General features: G+C 66.9%; 19 protein-coding genes and 1 tRNA gene. 2 read left to right on the top strand and 18 right to left on the bottom strand.

Features of this window, described 5'->3' with window-relative positions:
* Positions 1–61: 61 nt before the first annotated feature.
* From OXK16_01610 to OXK16_01525, 18 genes are all read right to left on the bottom strand, one after another.
* The gene (locus OXK16_01610) at positions 62–988 is read right to left on the bottom strand and encodes a hypothetical protein (protein MDE0374643.1); all 927 of its coding nucleotides are present in this window, start codon (positions 986–988) and stop codon (positions 62–64) included.
* Entirely contained in the window at positions 985–1,563 is a 579-nt protein-coding gene (locus OXK16_01605; protein ID MDE0374642.1) for a LytR C-terminal domain-containing protein, read from the bottom strand. Before OXK16_01605 ends, OXK16_01610 begins: the two co-directional genes overlap by 4 nt.
* A 63-nt stretch (positions 1,564–1,626) precedes the next feature.
* Positions 1,627–1,869, bottom strand: a complete 243-nt coding sequence (locus OXK16_01600) for a DUF3263 domain-containing protein (protein ID MDE0374641.1) — start codon at positions 1,867–1,869, stop codon at positions 1,627–1,629.
* A 68-nt stretch (positions 1,870–1,937) separates the two neighbouring features.
* A tRNA-Thr gene (locus OXK16_01595) sits at positions 1,938–2,010 on the bottom strand.
* 19 nt (positions 2,011–2,029) lie between these two features.
* Positions 2,030–2,752, bottom strand: a complete 723-nt coding sequence (locus OXK16_01590) for an ABC transporter ATP-binding protein (GenBank protein ID MDE0374640.1) — start codon at positions 2,750–2,752, stop codon at positions 2,030–2,032.
* Positions 2,752–3,555: an ABC transporter ATP-binding protein gene (locus OXK16_01585; protein MDE0374639.1), complete on the bottom strand. Its 804-nt coding sequence runs from the start codon at positions 3,553–3,555 to the stop codon at positions 2,752–2,754. The genes OXK16_01590 and OXK16_01585 overlap by 1 nt, the downstream gene beginning before the upstream one ends.
* Entirely contained in the window at positions 3,533–5,290 is a 1,758-nt protein-coding gene (locus tag OXK16_01580) for a leucine/isoleucine/valine transporter permease subunit (protein ID MDE0374638.1), read from the bottom strand. Before OXK16_01580 ends, OXK16_01585 begins: the two co-directional genes overlap by 23 nt.
* Positions 5,287–6,333 (bottom strand): branched-chain amino acid ABC transporter permease, encoded by a 1,047-nt coding sequence (locus tag OXK16_01575; GenBank protein ID MDE0374637.1) that lies wholly within the window; start codon positions 6,331–6,333, stop codon positions 5,287–5,289. Before OXK16_01575 ends, OXK16_01580 begins: the two co-directional genes overlap by 4 nt.
* A 108-nt stretch (positions 6,334–6,441) precedes the next feature.
* A complete protein-coding gene (locus OXK16_01570) occupies positions 6,442–7,770 on the bottom strand; it encodes a branched-chain amino acid ABC transporter substrate-binding protein (GenBank protein ID MDE0374636.1) in 1,329 nt (442 codons plus the stop codon).
* A 52-nt stretch (positions 7,771–7,822) separates the two neighbouring features.
* Positions 7,823–9,109: a branched-chain amino acid ABC transporter substrate-binding protein gene (locus OXK16_01565; protein ID MDE0374635.1), complete on the bottom strand. Its 1,287-nt coding sequence runs from the start codon at positions 9,107–9,109 to the stop codon at positions 7,823–7,825.
* Between the two features lie 36 nt (positions 9,110–9,145).
* Positions 9,146–10,390: a branched-chain amino acid ABC transporter substrate-binding protein gene (locus OXK16_01560; GenBank protein ID MDE0374634.1), complete on the bottom strand. Its 1,245-nt coding sequence runs from the start codon at positions 10,388–10,390 to the stop codon at positions 9,146–9,148.
* A gap of 90 nt (positions 10,391–10,480) precedes the next feature.
* Positions 10,481–11,230: an RNA methyltransferase gene (locus OXK16_01555; GenBank protein MDE0374633.1), complete on the bottom strand. Its 750-nt coding sequence runs from the start codon at positions 11,228–11,230 to the stop codon at positions 10,481–10,483.
* The gene (gene cysS / locus OXK16_01550) at positions 11,205–12,605 is read right to left on the bottom strand and encodes a cysteine--tRNA ligase (protein MDE0374632.1); all 1,401 of its coding nucleotides are present in this window, start codon (positions 12,603–12,605) and stop codon (positions 11,205–11,207) included. The genes OXK16_01555 and cysS overlap by 26 nt, the downstream gene beginning before the upstream one ends.
* 67 nt (positions 12,606–12,672) lie before the next feature.
* Positions 12,673–13,182 carry a 2-C-methyl-D-erythritol 2,4-cyclodiphosphate synthase gene (ispF, locus tag OXK16_01545; GenBank protein MDE0374631.1) on the bottom strand — a complete coding sequence of 170 codons (510 nt, stop codon included), beginning with the start codon at positions 13,180–13,182 and terminating at the stop codon, positions 12,673–12,675.
* Positions 13,179–13,838, bottom strand: coding sequence for a 2-C-methyl-D-erythritol 4-phosphate cytidylyltransferase (locus OXK16_01540; protein ID MDE0374630.1), 660 nt, complete (start codon positions 13,836–13,838; stop codon positions 13,179–13,181). The genes ispF and OXK16_01540 overlap by 4 nt, the downstream gene beginning before the upstream one ends.
* Positions 13,839–13,903: 65 nt before the next feature.
* On the bottom strand, positions 13,904–14,764 hold the full coding sequence (locus tag OXK16_01535; protein ID MDE0374629.1) for a hypothetical protein: 861 nt from the start codon (positions 14,762–14,764) through the stop codon (positions 13,904–13,906).
* 8 nt (positions 14,765–14,772) lie between these two features.
* Positions 14,773–15,672, bottom strand: coding sequence for a DNA integrity scanning diadenylate cyclase DisA (gene disA, locus OXK16_01530; GenBank protein ID MDE0374628.1), 900 nt, complete (start codon positions 15,670–15,672; stop codon positions 14,773–14,775).
* 69 nt (positions 15,673–15,741) lie between these two features.
* Positions 15,742–15,891, bottom strand: a complete 150-nt coding sequence (locus tag OXK16_01525) for a hypothetical protein (protein ID MDE0374627.1) — start codon at positions 15,889–15,891, stop codon at positions 15,742–15,744.
* Between the two features lie 38 nt (positions 15,892–15,929).
* Between OXK16_01525 and OXK16_01520 the strand changes: the two genes are divergently transcribed.
* Entirely contained in the window at positions 15,930–16,841 is a 912-nt protein-coding gene (locus tag OXK16_01520) for a zinc ribbon domain-containing protein (protein MDE0374626.1), read from the top strand.
* The coding region (locus OXK16_01515) for a cytochrome P450 (protein MDE0374625.1) at positions 16,841–17,162 on the top strand (322 nt) is incomplete at its 3' end. The genes OXK16_01520 and OXK16_01515, both read left to right, overlap by 1 nt.

The following is a 17,162-nucleotide window of genomic DNA, read 5'->3' as shown; positions in this document are numbered from 1 at the left end:
TTCTCGCCTGACCCTTCGCCGCCGGTCAGGTTACCGGCCCGCGGCCGGTGCCCGGGGTTCCTCATGCCTGGTTCACCACCACATCCGAATCCGGGGAGACCTCGATCAGGTAACGCCCCGCTCCGTCACCTCGGTAATTCGCTCCCTCGCCGGTCGCCTCCCAGCCCGACCCGACCGTGACCGGTCCGGAGACTTCCACGGACACCCCGGCGGGGACTTCGACGACCAGGGCGCCGGCCAGCAACGCCGGTACGTCGCCCCGGGCCGGGCCGAGTCGGATCGCACCGTCCGCCTCCACTCGAAGCGACCTGAGCGACAGGCCCCTGAGATCCGCCTGGACCTCGGCCGCCGAAACCGTCACAGCCCAGTCGCGGCCCGGGTTGAGCGCCAGGTTCCAGCCGGCGGATCCGAACCACCCTGCCTCCGGCCCTTCCCGGAGCCGCACCTCCAGATCTTCCCCGGTGAGAAGCTCCTCGCCCCGGGGAGGCGCCACCGCGCCTGCGGAAGCCAGGCTGGACACCTCGTAGAGAAGATCAGCACCCGCCTCAACCATCACCGCGCCTTCAAGCCGGACATCCATGGAGACCGTGGCGATCCGATCGGTGACGGCCGGACCCTCCAGCCGGTCGGCCGACGACGGCAGCATCTCCCAACCGGCCATGTGAAGGACCAACACGGCAACCAGCCATCCCGCCAGCGAGTACGGCAACACCGGCCCGAGTCCGTAGCCGGGAAAACGCTGGCGGACTCCCGATGCCCGCCGGTGGATGAGGAACACGCCCGCTGTGAAGATCCAGCCCGGCCAGAACGAGACCAGGTCCAGGACCACCGAGCGCCTCAGCAGTCCCCCGGCGGCAACTACGGCCCCTAGCAGCGCGACGGAGCCTGCCAGGACGAGCCATGCGATCCGCGCCCGCCGCCTCCGGGCTCGAGTATGAGGACCCCGCATCGACGGGTGGAAGCCCGGCGCTCCCCCGCCGGCGCTCACTCTCGGTAGCTCGCGCCCAGCACTACGGTGATCGGCGCCCGCGGGGCGTCGCCCGGGAACAGCACGAGTTCGGCATCCGGTGCCTGTTCGGCCAGGACTGCCGCCTCCCGGTCGTATCCCTCCACGTACCAGATCAGGGAGGAGTCGAGATTCTCGGAATGGTTGTCCGGAGGAACGGTCCGGTAGCCCAAGCCGGCCAGTTCATCGGTGAAGCGACCAGCCAGTCCGGCTACCGAGGTGGCGTTGAGAACGAGCACTCCCACTTGCGAGGGTGGCCGGACGGGCGGGCGAGGAGCCTCGGTGGTCGTGGTGGTCGGAACGGCTGTCGTCGTGGTCGTCGGGGCGGTGGTGGTCGGAGGGTCGGTGGCGGGAGGGGCGCTGGTCGTAGCCACGGTCTGGGCCGCCGCGGCGGTACCGTCCTCCGCAGGATCGCCGTCCGCGGAACCTCCGATCAGCGTCCGAGCCGCGAAGCCGACGCCGATCAGGACCACCAGAACGCCTAGGGCGAACAGGCCGAAGCGGCGCAGATCGCGCTGGAGGCGGCGCCTATCGTCGGAAGCGTGGCGGCCTGGCATCAATCCGTCCAGCCGGTCCCTGCCCGGGGACGCGGGGGTACATCCGAGGGGCTCTAAGACCGGTCACACCGTACCCACCCGGTATCCGGTCGCGTCCATGGCGCGGGCCCGGATGCGGCGGAGCCGGTGCACCGTCAGCGGGTCGTACGCCAGCGCAGCCGGATCGTCCATGAGAGCCTTCAGCAATCGGTAGTAACGGGCCGGACCGAACCCGAAGGCGACCCGAATGTCGCGGTCCTTGGGACCGGGCAGTTGCCACCAGCAACGCTCGAAGTCGAGGATGTTCCTCTCGAGGGACGTGAGCATTTCGCGCCCAGCGTATCGACCAAGCGGTACATAACGGTGGATTTGATGCAGCCACCGCCGAGGGGCGGAGCCGGGTACCGGAATCGAACCGGTGACATCTTCTTTACAAGAGAAGTGCTCTACCGACTGAGCTAACCCGGCCGAGATATGCCCTGGAAGCCTACCCGACTTCACCCAGGTAGGCCTGTCGCATCTCAGGGTTGGCCAGCAGGTTGCGAGCGGTGTCGGCCAGGACGATCTTTCCCGTCTGGAGCACGTAGCCGTAGTCGGCGATCGACAGCGCCATGTTGGCGTTCTGCTCCACCACGAACACCGTGGTACCTGCCTCGTTTATCTGACGGATGATGTCGAAGTTCTGGGCCACGAGCACCGGAGCCAGACCCATCGACGGCTCGTCCATCAGCAGGACCCTGGGGCGGGCCATCAGCGCCCGGCCCACGGCCACCATCTGCTGCTCACCGCCTGAAAGAGTGCCGGCTCTCTGACCCAGCCGTTCCTTGAGCCTCGGGAACATGTCGAGTATCCGCTGGTAGTCGGCCGAAGTGTCGTCCGTGCGGAGGTAGGCGCCGATCTCTAGGTTCTCCCTGACCGTCATGCGTTTGAAGAGCCGGCGATTCTCGGGGACCATCGACACGCCCCGCGCCACGATCCGGGCTGTGGGCCATCCGTTGACCACCTCCCCTTCGACCAGCACCTCTCCCGCCGTCGGCGCGACCATGCCGAGGACGGTCTTGAGGGTTGTCGTCTTGCCGGAGGCGTTGCCTCCCAACAGGCAGACGACCTGTCCCTCGTAGATCGACAGGCTGACGCCCTTCAGGATGTGGACCGGCCCGTAGTGGGTGTGGACGTTGCGAAACTCGAGCACAGGCCGGCCGGGCGCCATCAGCCAACCTCTGCCGGGCGCCCGAGATATGCCTCGATGACCGCCTCGTTGGAGGACACCTCGTCATAGGAACCCTCGGCGATCTTGGTGCCGTGGTCGAGCACGATCACCCGGTCGCTCACGTCCCGCACCACCCGCATGTCATGCTCGATCACGACCACGGTGAGGCCCCTCTCGTCACGGAGCGTGCGGATCAACCCTGTCAGCTCGGCGGTCTCGCGCGGGTTCATCCCGGCCACCGGCTCGTCAAGCAGCAGGAGCTTGGGTCGGGTCGCCATCGCGCGCGCTATCTCCAGACGCCTCCGGTTGGCGTAGGACAGCGACAGGGCGGGCTGGTCGAACCGGTACCCCACCAACCTGGTCCCGAAGAACGCGAGGGTCTCCTTGGCGCGGGTCTCGATCTCCGCCTCCTCCCTCCGCAGGAACGGGGTGCGCAACACCGCGCGGAAGGCGCCCGCCCGGGTCCGGCAATGCTGGGCCACCATGACGTTCTCCAGCACCGTCATGTTGAGGAACAGCCGGACGTTCTGGAAGGTCCGGGCGATGCCTGCCTCGGTGATCTCGCTCGACTCGAGGCCGACGATGCTCCTCCCCTCAAACATGATGTCTCCTCCGTCGGGCGGGTAGAGACCGGTCACGACGTTGAAGAACGAGGTCTTGCCCGCACCGTTCGGCCCGATCACCGACACGATCTCCCCCTCATCAACCCGCAGATCAACGCCGGCCAGGGCGTGCACCCCGCCGAACGACTTGTGCAAGCCCCCGATCTCCAGCATGGCCTCAGCCCCCCGCCAGCCGGGCATCGACCTCAACGTCCCCGCTCGGGCGGTCAAGCCAGGCGTCCTGGGACAGTTCCTCGCCGCGGAGTTCCCGGGACCGCCGGACGCTGGGCAGGAGCCCCTCGGGTTTGCGGAGCATCATGAAGACCAGCAGGGCCCCGTAGATGAGGAGCTTGAACTCGGCGAACTCCGCCAGCAATCCGGGCTGGGTGGGACCTCCCAGGACCCCTATCAGCAGGACTGCTCCCACCGCCACGCCGGGAATGTTGCCCATGCCTCCGACGATCACCACCACGAGGACGATGATCGAGACCAGCAACTCGAACGAACTCGGGAATATCGACCCCACCTTGGCGGCGAACAGCGCACCACCCAGGCCGGCCAGGATGGCGCCGACGATGAAGGCGTTCAGCTTGGCCCTCACCACGTTGATACCCATCGCCGCAGCAACGGTCTCGTCTTCCCGTATCGCAGTCCAGGCCCGGCCGAGGCGCGACTCCTGGAGTGCCCACGAGACCCACGCCGCCACCAGCACGAGCCCGAACGCGAAGTAGAGCACCCCCACCGGCTGGCTGCCCCGGACCTCAACCACGCCCACGGGTATACCGGGCACGTTGCGGACCCCCTGGGCGCCGCCGAAGACGGGCGCCAGCCAATCGGACAGGAACAGGATGCGGACGATCTCCCCGAAGCCGAGCGTGACGATGGCCAGATAGTCGCCTCGCATGCGGATGACCGGCGTGCCGACCAGGACCCCGGCCACCACCGACATGAGGATGGCGACCGGCAGGGCCGCCCACCAGGACCACTCCAGGTCGAATCGGGGCGAGATGGGCGACGTGAGCACGCCGACCGTGTAGGCGCCCACCGCGAAAAAAGCCACGTAACCCAGGTCCAGCATCCCGGCCAGACCCACCACGATGTTCAGACCGAGGCCCATCAGCAGGAACAAGCCCACGTTGGCCAGCAGCTCCGACAGCAGGCTGCCCAGCAGCTGCGGGAGGATGACGAGGAAAGCCAGGACAGCCAGAGCCGACCAGATCGAGTTGCGGGTACGCCGCACCGCGTCGGCCGCGAACAGGTACCCCCTGAGCCTTCCCACCCCTCCGCGGGCTCGCTCGGCCAGGAAGGCAACCAGCACCGCGATCGCCAGCGCCGCCCACCATTCGAGCGCCCGGCGGGTGAAGATGATGTTCCCGACCGCACCCAACCGGAGCTGCCTGAGGACCTGAGAGAACACCTGCTCGAGAAGAGCCACCACCAGCGCCCATTCGAGCGCCAGGATCATCCGGCGCCGGACCGACGCGGACACGAGGTGCAACATTCCCCCCGCCATCCCCAGCAGGGCTGGCACCCCCACAATCAACACCAAGCCTCCGGGAACGCCCCATCCGTGGGTGAGAAGGTCGACCAGGCGAACCGACAGGCGGACGAACACGTCGCGCACGTCGAAGGCATCTACCACGACGGTGAACACCCCCATCAAGACCCCGCCCGCTAGCCCGGCCGCCAGCCCGGCCATCACGTTGTGGAGGCCCTTCGACGGCGCCTCCATACCCTCGAGCACGGGCTCGTTCGTGGCCTGGTACCCGGCCAGAGGGAGGAACCAGAGCAGCAGGACGTGACCGAGGCTGAGGAACGGGTATACGAGCAGGCGATCCTCGAACGCCTCGAACAATCCGACCGCGCAGGTGAACACCATGACGGCCCCGGCTAGCGAACCCCACCGCAACGTCCGGCGAAGGTCCACCGGGGTCACACCCGATCCTCGGCCGAGAGACGCTCACCGAACAGTCCCGTCGGCTTGAAGATCAAGACCAGCACCAGGGCCGTGAAGGCCACCACGTCCTTGAGTTGCGACACACCCGGGATGCCGAAGCCGGCCAGCACCAGCTGCGGGCCCACTCCTTCGAACAGACCCAACAGGACGCCGCCCGCCATCGCCCCCGGGAGGTTGCCGATCCCACCGAGCACCGCGGCGGTGAAAGCCTTTATGCCTGGGAGAAACCCGGTGATGAAGGACACCCCGCGGAACAGGAGTGCCCACAACGTGCCCGCCACACCCGCCATCGCTCCCCCGACGGCGAACGTGGCCACGATGGTGCGGTTCACGTCGATTCCCATCAAGGCCGCGATCTCCTTGTCCTCGGCCACCGCCCGGATCGAGCGTCCGGTCCGGGTCTTCTCCACGAACAGGTACAGGCCGACCATGGTCGCGACCGCCACCACGATGACCAGCAGCTTGGAACCCTCGATCTCGAGGCCGAGCAGGCTGATCCGGGACCGGAGGGAATCGGGGGGCGGCGGATAGTTCTTGACGGCGACACCGAACAGTCCCGCGAACGTGTACTGGAGGAAGAAGGAGATCCCGATGGATGTGATCAGCGGGATCAGGCGGGGCGAGGCGCGCAGCGGCCGGTAGGCGATCCGCTCCACTATCACCGCCACCAGGGTCGAGGTGAGGATGGAGGACAGGAGCACCAGCAGGATCGCCAGGACGAAGTTGGTCTCCCAGAGCCCGACCTCCCACAGGTAGTTGGCCACGAAGAAACCCACCATTCCCCCCGACATGAACACCTCGCCGTGGGCGAAGTTGATGAACCCCAGCACGCCGTAGACCATGGAGTATCCGAGGGCAATCAGACCGTACATGGCGCCCTGGGCGATCCCGGCCACCACCAGGTCGCGCCACGCCTCGCCGGTCGGGCCCCGTCCGCTCAGGCCCTGAACGACGGTCCCCGCCACCCCCCAGATGAGCAGGATGATGGCGCCGACCCGGACAATCCATAGAAAGGTGTCCACCCATCCCGGCCGCCGTCTTCGCGAAGAGGGAGCAGAGGACGCCGCGGAAGTCACGGTTTCCGACTCTAGCTGTTCGTCACGCATCCCAGCGCAAGGACACTTCTCAGTTCACGGCGCGTATTCGAAGACGACGTTGTCCTTGCCCGCCTCGACGTCCTGGGGGTCGGTGTGCTCGACCACCGCAATCCTCTGAGCCCCGCAGTCACCGTATTCGTCGCACTTGATAGAACCGGTGATACCGTCGAAGCTGGTCCTGTGGAGTTCCTCGCGCAAGGCCTGACGATCGACGTACAGCGTCCCTTCGACATCGATCGCCACCCGATCGATGGCCCGAAGCAACATGATGGTGGCGTCGTACGCATGCGCCCAGAAGCCCGTGGAGGGCGCTTCCCCGTACGCCGCATCGTACGCCGCCCGGAAGTCATCCGCCGACGCGCCCGTAATGCTGTTCCGGTTGGATCCGTATCGCAGATCAGGACCGGACAGGAACACACCCTCCGACTCCGGCAATTCCATGAAATTGTCCACCAACAGGGGCGCGGCGCCCACCAGGGTGACCCTCTCGAGGCCCGACACACCACCGATCTGCTGAGCGATGAAACCGCCCTCCGGCATGAAGACGGGCAAGAACACCGCCTGGGGCGATCCTGGTCCCACTCCGGTCAGCACCCCGATCATGTCCGTGTCGCTCTTGTTCACCGCCGCTATCGCAGTTGACACGCCTCCCAACTCCTCGAACGCATCCGCGAACGACTGCGCCAGACCCTGGGTGAACGCATCGCCGTCATGGATCGTCGCCGCCCGGTCGAAGCCGAGATAGTCACGGACGAAGGAAGCCACCGCCCTCCCCTGCACCAGGCCGTTGTAGCAAGTGCGGTAGTAGCCCGGCAGGTAGGCGCTCCCCACATTTCCCGCCAAATCCGAGGTCAACCACGGGGACGCATTCGACGGCGAGATCATCACCATCCCCGCGGCCGAGATCAACGGCATCGCTGCTGCCGCCGAGGAGGAGCATGTGGTCCCGATCACCCCCACCACGCTCGGGTCGGCCACGATCGTCTGCGCAGCCGCCTGACCCCCGTCGGGCGAGCAGAAGTCATCGAGCGGCGTACCCAACGACACCGAACGACCCGCAATCGGCCCGTAGTCGGCGATCGCCAACTCCACACCACGCTGATTCGGGATGCCCGCGAAGGCCGTTACACCGGTGATCGTGTTGAGTGAGCGGATCTGGATCTCCGCGCCGGGAGCTACCTCGACCGCCCCCAGCGGCCCCGGCACGAACTCGACAGCCTCCGGTACGGTCGTAGCGGTGTCGAGCCCATCCGTCGGCGAGGTCGCCGGCGGAGGTTCCTCCGACCCGGACCGCGTTGCCTCCCCTCCGCAACCGAGGGCAAGCAGAGACAGGCACAACGAGACGACACCGATCCTATGCATCCCAATCACCGAAGACCAAATAGCTGTACTGACTAGGAACTAACGACCAAACCTAGGGCGCGTATTCGAACACGACATTGTTCTTACCGGTCTCGATGTTGCTCGGGTCGGTGTTGTAGAGCACGGTCAGCCGCTGGGTGCCGCAGTCGCCGAACCGGTCGCAATCGATCGGGCCGATTATCCCGTCCATACTCGTCCGGGTCAGCTCGTCACGGACCTGCCCGCGGTCGATGTGGAGCGTCCCGTCTATGTCCACGGCCACCCGGTCGATCGCCCTGAGCAGCATGGTCGTGGCGTCGTACGCATGCGCCAGATAACCTCCCGACGGCGCCTCCCCGTAGGCGGCCTCGTAAGAGTCCAGGAGTTCGACCGCCGAACGGCCCGTGATGCTGTTGCGGTTGTCCCCGAACCGTAGATCCGGTCCGGAGATGTAGACACCCTCGGACTCGGGCAACTCCATGAAGTTGTCCACCAGCAGCGCCGCCGAGACGATCAGGGTGACGTCCTCGAGACCGACTACGCCGTCCACCTGCTGGACGATGAACGCCCCCTCTGGCATGAAGACCGGGAAGAACAAGGCCTGGGGGCGGCCGGCCGCTACCTCGGTCAGCACCGCGATCATGTCGGTGTCGCCCTTGTTCACCGCCGTGAAGGCCGTGACCATGCCACCCAGTTCCTCGAACGCATCCTTGAAGGCCTCCGCTAGGCCCTGCGTGTACGGGTCGCCGTCATGGATAGCGGCCGCCGTGTCGAACCCGAGATGGTCGCGCACGAACAGGGCTACCGCCTTGCCTTGGAAAAGGTCGTTGTGCGCCGTCCGGTAGTAGCCGGGATGGTACGAAGGACTGGGATTCCCGGCCAGGTCCGACGTCAACGCCGGCGAAGTGTTGGAAGGGGCGATCATCACCATCCCGGCGTCGGAGATCAGCGGTGACGCGGCGGTCGCGGCGGACGAGCAGGTGGTCCCGATCACTCCGATCACGCTCGGGTCGGCCACCGTCGCCTGCGCGGCCGACTGACCGCCGTCCGGCGAGCACAGATCGTCCAGAGGCGTACCCATCGACACCTCCCGCCCGGCGACCGGGCCGTAGTCTGCGATCGCCATCTCCACCCCGCGCTGGTTCGGAATACCTAGGAACGCGATGTCGCCGGAGATGGAGTTCAGTGATCGGATCTGGATCAACTCGCCGGGCGCAACCACTACGGCGCCCAGCGGACCCGGCTCGAACTCGACCGCATCGGTCTCGCCCGAGTCTGTCGACGACGCGGACCCGCCACAGGCCGCCACCAGCAGGACCGAGACCGCGAGCAGCCGTCCTGCCCGCAAAAGCCCCTTCATACTGTCACCGGTGACCGCGGTCAGCGGCGATCACGCTCAAGGCGCGAAGCTGAACACTACGTTGCTCTTGCCGGACTCGATGTCCGAGGAGTCGGTGTGGTGCACCAGCGTCACCAACCCCGGACTGCAGTCACCGAACTCGTCGCATCCGACGGAACCTATGAGCCCGTCGAACTCGAGGGCGTTCAGGTCATCCCGGAGGGCTTGACGGTCGATGTACATCGTGTCACCGTCCACGACGGCCACGTTCGCGATCGCCTGCAGCAACATGGCCGTGGCGTCGTAGGCGTGGGCCCAGAAAGCGGCTGACGGCTCCTCCCCGTACCTCTGGCTGTAGGCGGCCAGAACGTCGCTGGCCGACCGGCCGGTCACCGAGTTCGTGTTGTCTCCGTACCGTACGTCCGGGCCTGACAGGTATATCCCCTCCGACTCCGGCAACTCCATGAAGTTGTCCACCAACAGGGCGTCGGCCGAGAGCAGGACGACGTCCTCCAACCCGGCGATGCCACCGATCTGCTGGACCACGAATCCTCCCTCCGGCATGAAGATCGGGAAGAAGATCGCCTGCGGGTTGCCGGCCGCTACCTCGGTCAGCACCGCCGACATATCCGTGTCACCCTTGTTGACCGCGGTGAAGACCGGCACGGTACCCCCGAGTTCCTCGAAGGCGTCCTTGAAGGCCGTGGCAAGTCCGTTCGTGTAGGGGTCGCCATCATGGATGGCCGCTGCCACGTCCAAGCCCAGTTCGTTGCGAACGAACAAGGCCACCGCCCTGCCCTGGATGAGGTCGTTGTGGGCCGTCCGGTAGTAGCCCACGTGGTAGTCGGTGCCCGCGGTGCCGGCCATGTCCGAAGTGAGAGCAGGCGAGGTGTTGGACGGGGAGATCATCACCATGCCGGCGTCGGAGATGAGCGGGGAAGCCGCCACCGCCTCACCGGAACAGGCCGTACCGATCACGCCAACCACCTGCGGGTCGGCCACGATGGCTTGTCCGGCCGCCTGACCACCGTCAGGTGAGCACAAGCCGTCCGCGGGCGTACCGATGCTGACAGTCCAGCCCTCGATGGCTCCGTAGTCGGCGACCGCCAACTCGACCCCCCGCAGGTTGGGTACGCCGAGGAACGCCACATCACCGGTGATCGGGCCGATCGAACGTATCTGTATCTCCTCGTCCTCCGCGACTTCCACGGCGCCCAACTCGCCCGCATCGAAGGATTCGCCACATGCCGCCACCAGCGTCAACATTGCTGCGAGGAGCGCTGCAGTACCTGCTCTACGCATTGATGCCCCCTCTCTCTTCTCTATCGTCATGATACGGGACAGGGCCGGCGCGACCCGGCTGTCCCTCTCGCCGCCTGGCCCGGCGACCCATCACTGCAGACTACCACCGGAGGCCCGCAGGCGACTTGTCTCGAAGCAGGCCAAGGCTGATGCCGTGGCGGCGCTCAGGCTGTCGGCCCGGCCGTCCATGGGGATGAACGCCGTGACATCCAGGCGCGCCCTGACCAGGCGAGACAGACCTGACCTCTCGGAACCCACGAACAGGGCCACCGGCTCGGCGAGTAGTTCCAGGCCGAAGATCGGCCGCTCCCCTTGTGCCTCCAAGCCCACCGACCACACACCAGCCCGGGCCGCCCGGGCGGCACAGTCAGCTATCGAGGACACGGAAGCCACGGGGAGGTGCTCGAGCGCACCGGCGGCCGCCTTGAAGGCAAGAGCCGACAGCGGGGCGGCGCGGCGGCGCGGGACGACCATCCCCGTCATCCCGGCGGCCAGGGCGGAACGAGCGATAGCACCCACGTTGCGAGGATCCTCGAGATGGTCGAGCACCATCAGCGCAGGTGTCAGTAGATCTTCCGGAGGCTCTAGGAGACCCTCCAAGGGTGCGAGAGGAATGGGACGGGCCCTCGCCACCACGCCCTGCGGCGACTCGGTCTGCGCCAGGGGCCGGACATCGTCCACCGTCTCCACCAAGGCGCCCGCCGCCCGAGCCTCCGACACCAGTTCATCGAGATCGCGGCGGGAACGCTCGACGGTGACAACCCTGACACGGCCCGCGGCCAGGGCGGCCCGAACCGGATGGAGGCCCTCGACCCTACCGCCGATACCAGCGGACGCCATCGGCCGAGTCCTCGATCACGATTCCCGCTCCCGCCAGGTCATCCCGGATGGCATCGGCCCGGGACCAATCGCGGGACTCGCGAGCCCCGGCGCGGGCGTCCACGAGCCGGCGGACCATGTCCTCGGCGCTCCCGGCCTCCACCTCGTAACGGGTCGCCAACCCGGTGAGCGGGTCCACCAGGCCTTCCAGCCCGGCGCTTTCCAGGTCGATTCCGAGCACGCCGGCGACTTCCCGCACGGCCGTGATGAGCGGGCCGGCATCCTCGCCGCGATCCAGTCTGGCGTTGCCCTGGCGGACTGTCTCGAATACCGCCGCCAGAGCCTCCGCCGTGTTGAAGTCGTCCTCCATGGAGGCAACGAAGCGCTCGATGGTGGCCACGTCCGGCCGGCCGGCCGACGGAGCTCGCCTGACGAAGGAGCGCAACCGATCAAGGCTCGCCCGCGCGTCATGGAGGGAGTCCTCCGAGTACTCGATCGGAGACCGGTAAGAAGCCCTGAGAAGGAAGAGGCGGATTACCGGGCCACCGTAGGTCTCGATCGCCTCGGCCAGGTCGACAATGTGCCCGGTGGACTTCGAGAGCTTCTCCCCGCCCAGGTTCACCATGCCGTTGTGGAGCCAGTACCGTGCGAACAGCCCGTCCGTAGCACCCTCGGATTGCGCGATCTCGTTCTCATGGTGGGGGAAGATCAGGTCGGCGCCCCCTGCGTGGATGTCGAACGGCAGGCCCAGATACTTGGCGGACATGGCGGAGCATTCGATATGCCACCCGGGCCTTCCATCTCCCCATGGGGACGGCCACGATGGCTCCCCGGGCTTGGCGCCCTTCCACAGCGCGAAGTCGAGCGGGTCCTCCTTGTCGATCCCCGGCTCCACCCTGGCGCCGATCCGCAGCTCGTCCACGTCGCGGCCCGACAGCTTGCCGTAGCCCTCCAGTGCTCGCACCCTGAAGTAGACGTCGCCCCCGCTCGGGTATGCCAGACCGCGGCTCACCAGGCGGGCGATCAGCTCGATCATCTCCGGGATGTGGCGGGTGGCGGCCGGGGTTCTGTCCGGATCGAGCACCCCGAGCCCGCGGTACGAGGTGAGGAACCGCTCCGTCATCTCCGCCACCAGGGCCTCGGTGGTCACGCCCAACTCGGCTGCCCGGTTGATGATCTTGTCGTCCACATCGGTGATGTTCTGAACGAAGAGGACCTCCCACCCTCTCCACATCAGGTAGCGGCGGATCACATCGAAGGCGACCGCGCACCTTCCGTGCCCTATATGGGGCGCCGACTGCACCGTCGGTCCGCACACGTACATGCGGACGCGGCCCTCTTCCAGCGGCTCGAAGCTCTGGCGCACCCTGCCGAGCGTGTTGTAGACCGTTAACACCGGAGACTCCTACCCGACAGCGTTCTGTATCCCGGCCGGACCGGGAACCGCGGGCAAGAGTACCCCGTCAGCCCGATCCACCGGAAGACGCAGGCTCGACCAGGAGCACCGACGCCCAAGCCGCCACGCCTTCGTCCCGACCGGTGAAGCCCATCCCGTCAGTGGTGGTGGCCTTGACGGACACCCGGTCGCGGCCGAGCCCCAGCGCCGCCGCGAGCCGGGTTCGCATCTCGGCACGATAGGGACCGATCCGCACCGTCTCCGCCACGATGGTGATGTCCAGGTTCGATGCGGCCAGGCCGTCCGATACCACCGATCGCACCACCGAGCGCAGCATCTCCATGCTGTCGGCATCCTGCCAGCGCGGATCCGAGGATGGGAAATGAGTACCGATGTCGCCCTTCCCCGCCGCTCCGAGCATGGCGTCGATGACCGCGTGCGCAGCCACATCCCCGTCCGACGTGGCGATGAGCCCGCGACCGGAGTCGACCACCACACCGGCCAGCCTCAGGGGAGGGCTACCGCCGAAGCGGTGGGCGTCGAAGCCGAGACCGGTACGGAACGGGCCGGCGGTCATGGCCCTCCGGGACGCGACCCATGACGGAGAAGTGCCTCCGCGAGCACCAGATCCTCGGGATACGTGATCTTCATGGCGGATCGTTCCCCGGTAACGGCCAGTACCCGACCTCCCAGCGCCTCCACCATGCCGGCATCGTCGTGAGGGGCATCCCCCGAGGCATGGTGGGCGTGAGCCCGGCGCAGCACCTCGGCCCGGAACACCTGGGGAGTCTGGGCGCAGGCGACATCCCTGCGGTCGATCGAGTCCAGGATGCGGACCCGACCGGAGTCGACCCGCTTCAGGGAATCGGCGATGGGAACCACCGGCACCACCCCGTCGGCGCCGCTCTCCGCCAGCAAACGGTACATCCGCTTCATCAGGGCCGCCGAGGCCAGGGGGCGGGCAGCATCGTGAACCGCGATCACAGAGGCCTCCGCGTCCACCTCCGCGATCCCTCGGGCCACCGACAGGTGGCGCTCCGTCCCTCCTGTAACACCGCCGGGCACATCCCCGACAACCACCACTTCGCGAGCGCCGCTCTCGAGAAGCGCGTCCCGTGCCCATTGCCAGAGGGGCTTGCCGGCAAGTCGCGTGGCATGCTTGCGGGCCCCGAAACGAACACCTTGCCCCGCCGCGACCACTACGCCCCAGATCTCCATCCGGTTCGGGGCCAAGGCTCAGGCACCGGTGCCGGGAGAGCGCCAGGATCGGCGATAGGCCCCGGCGAGGCTGCGTCCGCTCACTCCTCCGGCGTCTCCGGCTTGGGAAGGGCCAGGTCGATCCGTTCGAGGGCCTGATCCGGGGTGATGCGAAGCGCGAACGCCAACTCGCTGGACAGCGTGGTACGGGCCTTGGAGAGCATCCGTTTCAGCGCCGGAGAAATGCCCTTGGCCTGCTGGGCGTGGGTCAGATCACGAACCACCTCCGCGACCTGGAAAATGTCGCCGGAGGTCATCTTCTCGTTGAGCACCTTGTACCACCGGCTCCAGTTGGCGCCGGAGTCCTGGGGATCCTCCTTGAACTTGAGCAGCACCTTCGCGGCTGCCGTCTTCGTGATCACCGGACGGATGGTCTCGTCAATGGTGTCCACCGGAATCAGAACCTTGAGCGAAGACTCCGTAGCGATCTCGAGCTCGAAGTAGTAGCGAGGTTCGCCTGCCAGGTCCAGCTTGGAACGCTTGACGATCTCAGCCGCGCCGTGATGGGGATGGACCACCTTGTCCCCGACCCGGAAGGAAGTCTGCTTCTTCTTCCCCGCCGCGGACTTGGCGGCACCGGCGCGCCTGCGCGCCCGCACCCGCTTGGCGGGAACCTTCCGGCTCCGCGCCTTGGCCGGGGCCTTCTTGGCGGGAACCTTCTTCGGCTTGACCTCGACCTTCGGCGCGCCCGGATCAGTCCCGCTCGGGGCGGAGTCGTCCGCGGAGACGGACGCCGTCGGCTCCTCGGGCCCCGTCCCCTTGCCGGCGGGCGTCTTGCCGGACCCGGCCTCCTCCTTCGCGGGCGACGGGTCGGTCCGCGCTTCGGAAGCCGCAGAGCTGTCTCCCGTGCTGTCCGTCAGCGATGCCGCCTCGGAGAGGGTGCCGGATTCGGTCTCGGTCATCTGCGCAATCAACCGGCCAGCCGCTGCCCGGCCGGGTTGACCCTCGTGTCCGCGGGACCCACGCCGAGGATGAGGCACAACCGCTCGGTGTCGTAGAGATCCTGCAGGGGCCGGTCCTGGAGCACTTCCATCCCTTCGGAGGCGAGATCACCCCGGTCCCAGAAGTACTCGCGGCCGACCTTCGCACCGAGCTCCTGAACCCCTTCCATGATGTCGGAGAGCTGTAGCTCCACCATGTGCCGTTCATCACCCAGCCCGACTGCGAGGTTCTCCACCCTCATGCCGATCCGTCGCAGCAACTCGGCTCGCTGCAGCACCGTGAGCGCGGCCCCGAGGGTGACCTGACCCGAAGCCTCCAGCTTGTCCAGATACTCCTCCGCCTCGGCGAGGCGGCCCCTGAAGCGCTCGAGCGTCTGGAGCTCCTGGTTGATGCGCACCATGAGTTCGGTGGCGCTCCGTAGTGGTTGCTTCCGGTGCCCGTAGAAGACGAAACCCTGGCGCCGCTCCTCGCTGATGGCGATCACGGGGCACCCTGTGGACCGGGCCAGGCGCTCGGCCGTGCGGAACCGGGCACCCGTCTCTTCGGTCGCGATGGCGGGATCGGGCAGCATGTGGACGTTGGCTCGCAGTATCTTCCGCACGTCAGTGTCCACGATGATCGCCCCGTCCATCTTGGCGAGCTCGGCGAGCATCGCCGGCGTGAAGTCGGCGTCTCGGAGATCGATTCCTCCGGCGGCGATCTTCTCGATATGGGGACCCGATCCGACCACGACCAGCGCTCCGTTGCCTTGCTGGATGATCCGTTCTACCGCGGTGCGGATGCCGGTGCCGGGCGCCATCCGCGACAGCACCTCGAGGAATTCCTGATCCTCGGTCTCCCACCTCCTGGGGGATCGGCGGTCAAGCATGGAAACCATCTACCCGCAGGTTACAGGGATACGACACGCTGTGGCACGTCCAGGGAAGGAGGCTCGCGATCACCGGCGATCTCCGGTACGGAAGATCCTCCAGAGTCCGATCACGACCAGACCCGCCAGCACTGATCCGGCCAGTTCCGAACCGATCGTCCATGGCTCGACCTCGCGGATGGCAAACTGGACCAGGATCCCGCGCGCGGCAACTATCATCGTGCGGGAGTGTAGTTACATAACCAGAAAGGTCCGTGTTGAGCGACCGCGATCGGAGCGGATCCCGGGGTTTTCCTCCGGACGAGGGCGATCCGCTCGGCAATATCAGCTTTGAGGAGTTCCAACTCAGAGAGCCATCGAGTTGGGAGGAGGCCGAGCACCAGCCGAGCATCGAACCCGAGGCGCACTTGACGTGCCCCTCCTGCTTCTCCCAGCAGTCCCCGGCCAACCGTCATTGCCAGGAGTGCGGCGCTCGCCTCGGAAGGCGTCGGATCGCGGTGGCGCCCATGCCGATACGGTCGGTGACAGCCGGTAACCGGGCGGTCCGGGTGATCATCACCGGCGTGGCATTCGTCGTGATCTTCGCCCTGATCATTCAGGCGATGAGGGGTGGCGATGAACCGGACACCTCGGTCGACGGGACCACAACCTCCACCGAGGCCACCGAGCCCACCATGGTCCTGGGCCCGCTGGAGGAGATAACCCCGATCTCCATCACCTGTTCGAGCGAGTACAACGCCGGCCTGGCATGCGAGAACCTGATCGACGGCGACGAGGCCTACTGGAACGATGCGAGCCGGAGGGGTGAGGACGCCCGCATAACGGTGACCTTCGTGAACCCCGTGGCGCTGGAGCAGGTCCAGATCATCAACGTCGACAACCTCGAGAAGTTCCGGCGCAACTACCGGGTCCGAGGCGTGGAGATCTTCGCCGATGACTTCCCCGGGGTGCCGTTCGTGGACGAGATACCGGACGCCAACGACCGGCCCCACGGCATCCCCACGACCACCAACCACACCACCGTTCTGGAGATACGGGTCACGTCCACCTGGCCTTCGGAGGCCCTGGGCGGCGAAGCCTTCGACGAACTGGCCATCCAGGAGATCAAGTTCTGGGGCCGGGTACAGGACACCAGTGCCACGGAGCTTGTCGGCGCCTCATCCGGGTGATGTCCCGGTTCTTCGACCCCGCCGATCCCGACTTCATCGCTGACCCCTACCCGACCCTGAACGCACTGCGGGAGCGAGGACCCCTGCACTACGACGACGGGTTCGACATCTGGCTGGTCACCCGGCACCAGGATGTCCGGACGGTCCAGCTCGACCGCCGGTTGGGCCGGGTGAAGGACGGCCATGCCGGCCCGCTCGACCTTCGCCCCATCCGGGAGTTGGGGCTCGAAGGTTGGGAGCCTTACTACCAGACGGAACGCCACTCGTTGCTGATGCTGGAGCCTCCCGAGCACACGCGTATCCGCGTCCTGATCAACCGCG

Source organism: bacterium, from assembly GCA_028821235.1.
Classification (GTDB): domain Bacteria; phylum Actinomycetota; class Acidimicrobiia; order Spongiisociales; family Spongiisociaceae; genus Spongiisocius.
The sequence above is the reverse complement of the archived record's forward strand: the minus strand, read 5'-3'. Positions and strand labels throughout refer to the sequence as shown.

Excerpts from the sequence above, each read along its gene's own strand:
- OXK16_01590 (MDE0374640.1), bottom strand. The coding sequence starts at position 2,752 with ATGGCGCCCGGCCGGCCTGTGCTCGAGTTTCGCAACGTCCACACCCAC.
- OXK16_01600 (MDE0374641.1), bottom strand. The coding sequence starts at position 1,869 with ATGCTCACGTCCCTCGAGAGGAACATCCTCGACTTCGAGCGTTGCTGG.
- OXK16_01560 (MDE0374634.1), bottom strand. The coding sequence starts at position 10,390 with ATGCGTAGAGCAGGTACTGCAGCGCTCCTCGCAGCAATGTTGACGCTG.
- disA (MDE0374628.1), bottom strand. The coding sequence starts at position 15,672 with ATGCTTGACCGCCGATCCCCCAGGAGGTGGGAGACCGAGGATCAGGAA.
- OXK16_01570 (MDE0374636.1), bottom strand. The coding sequence starts at position 7,770 with ATGCATAGGATCGGTGTCGTCTCGTTGTGCCTGTCTCTGCTTGCCCTC.
- OXK16_01525 (MDE0374627.1), bottom strand. The coding sequence starts at position 15,891 with ATGATAGTTGCCGCGCGCGGGATCCTGGTCCAGTTTGCCATCCGCGAG.
- OXK16_01565 (MDE0374635.1), bottom strand. The coding sequence starts at position 9,109 with ATGAAGGGGCTTTTGCGGGCAGGACGGCTGCTCGCGGTCTCGGTCCTG.
- OXK16_01555 (MDE0374633.1), bottom strand. The coding sequence starts at position 11,230 with ATGGCGTCCGCTGGTATCGGCGGTAGGGTCGAGGGCCTCCATCCGGTT.
- ispF (MDE0374631.1), bottom strand. The coding sequence starts at position 13,182 with ATGACCGCCGGCCCGTTCCGTACCGGTCTCGGCTTCGACGCCCACCGC.
- OXK16_01535 (MDE0374629.1), bottom strand. The coding sequence starts at position 14,764 with ATGACCGAGACCGAATCCGGCACCCTCTCCGAGGCGGCATCGCTGACG.
- OXK16_01585 (MDE0374639.1), bottom strand. The coding sequence starts at position 3,555 with ATGCCCGGCTGGCGGGGGGCTGAGGCCATGCTGGAGATCGGGGGCTTG.
- OXK16_01605 (MDE0374642.1), bottom strand. The coding sequence starts at position 1,563 with ATGCCAGGCCGCCACGCTTCCGACGATAGGCGCCGCCTCCAGCGCGAT.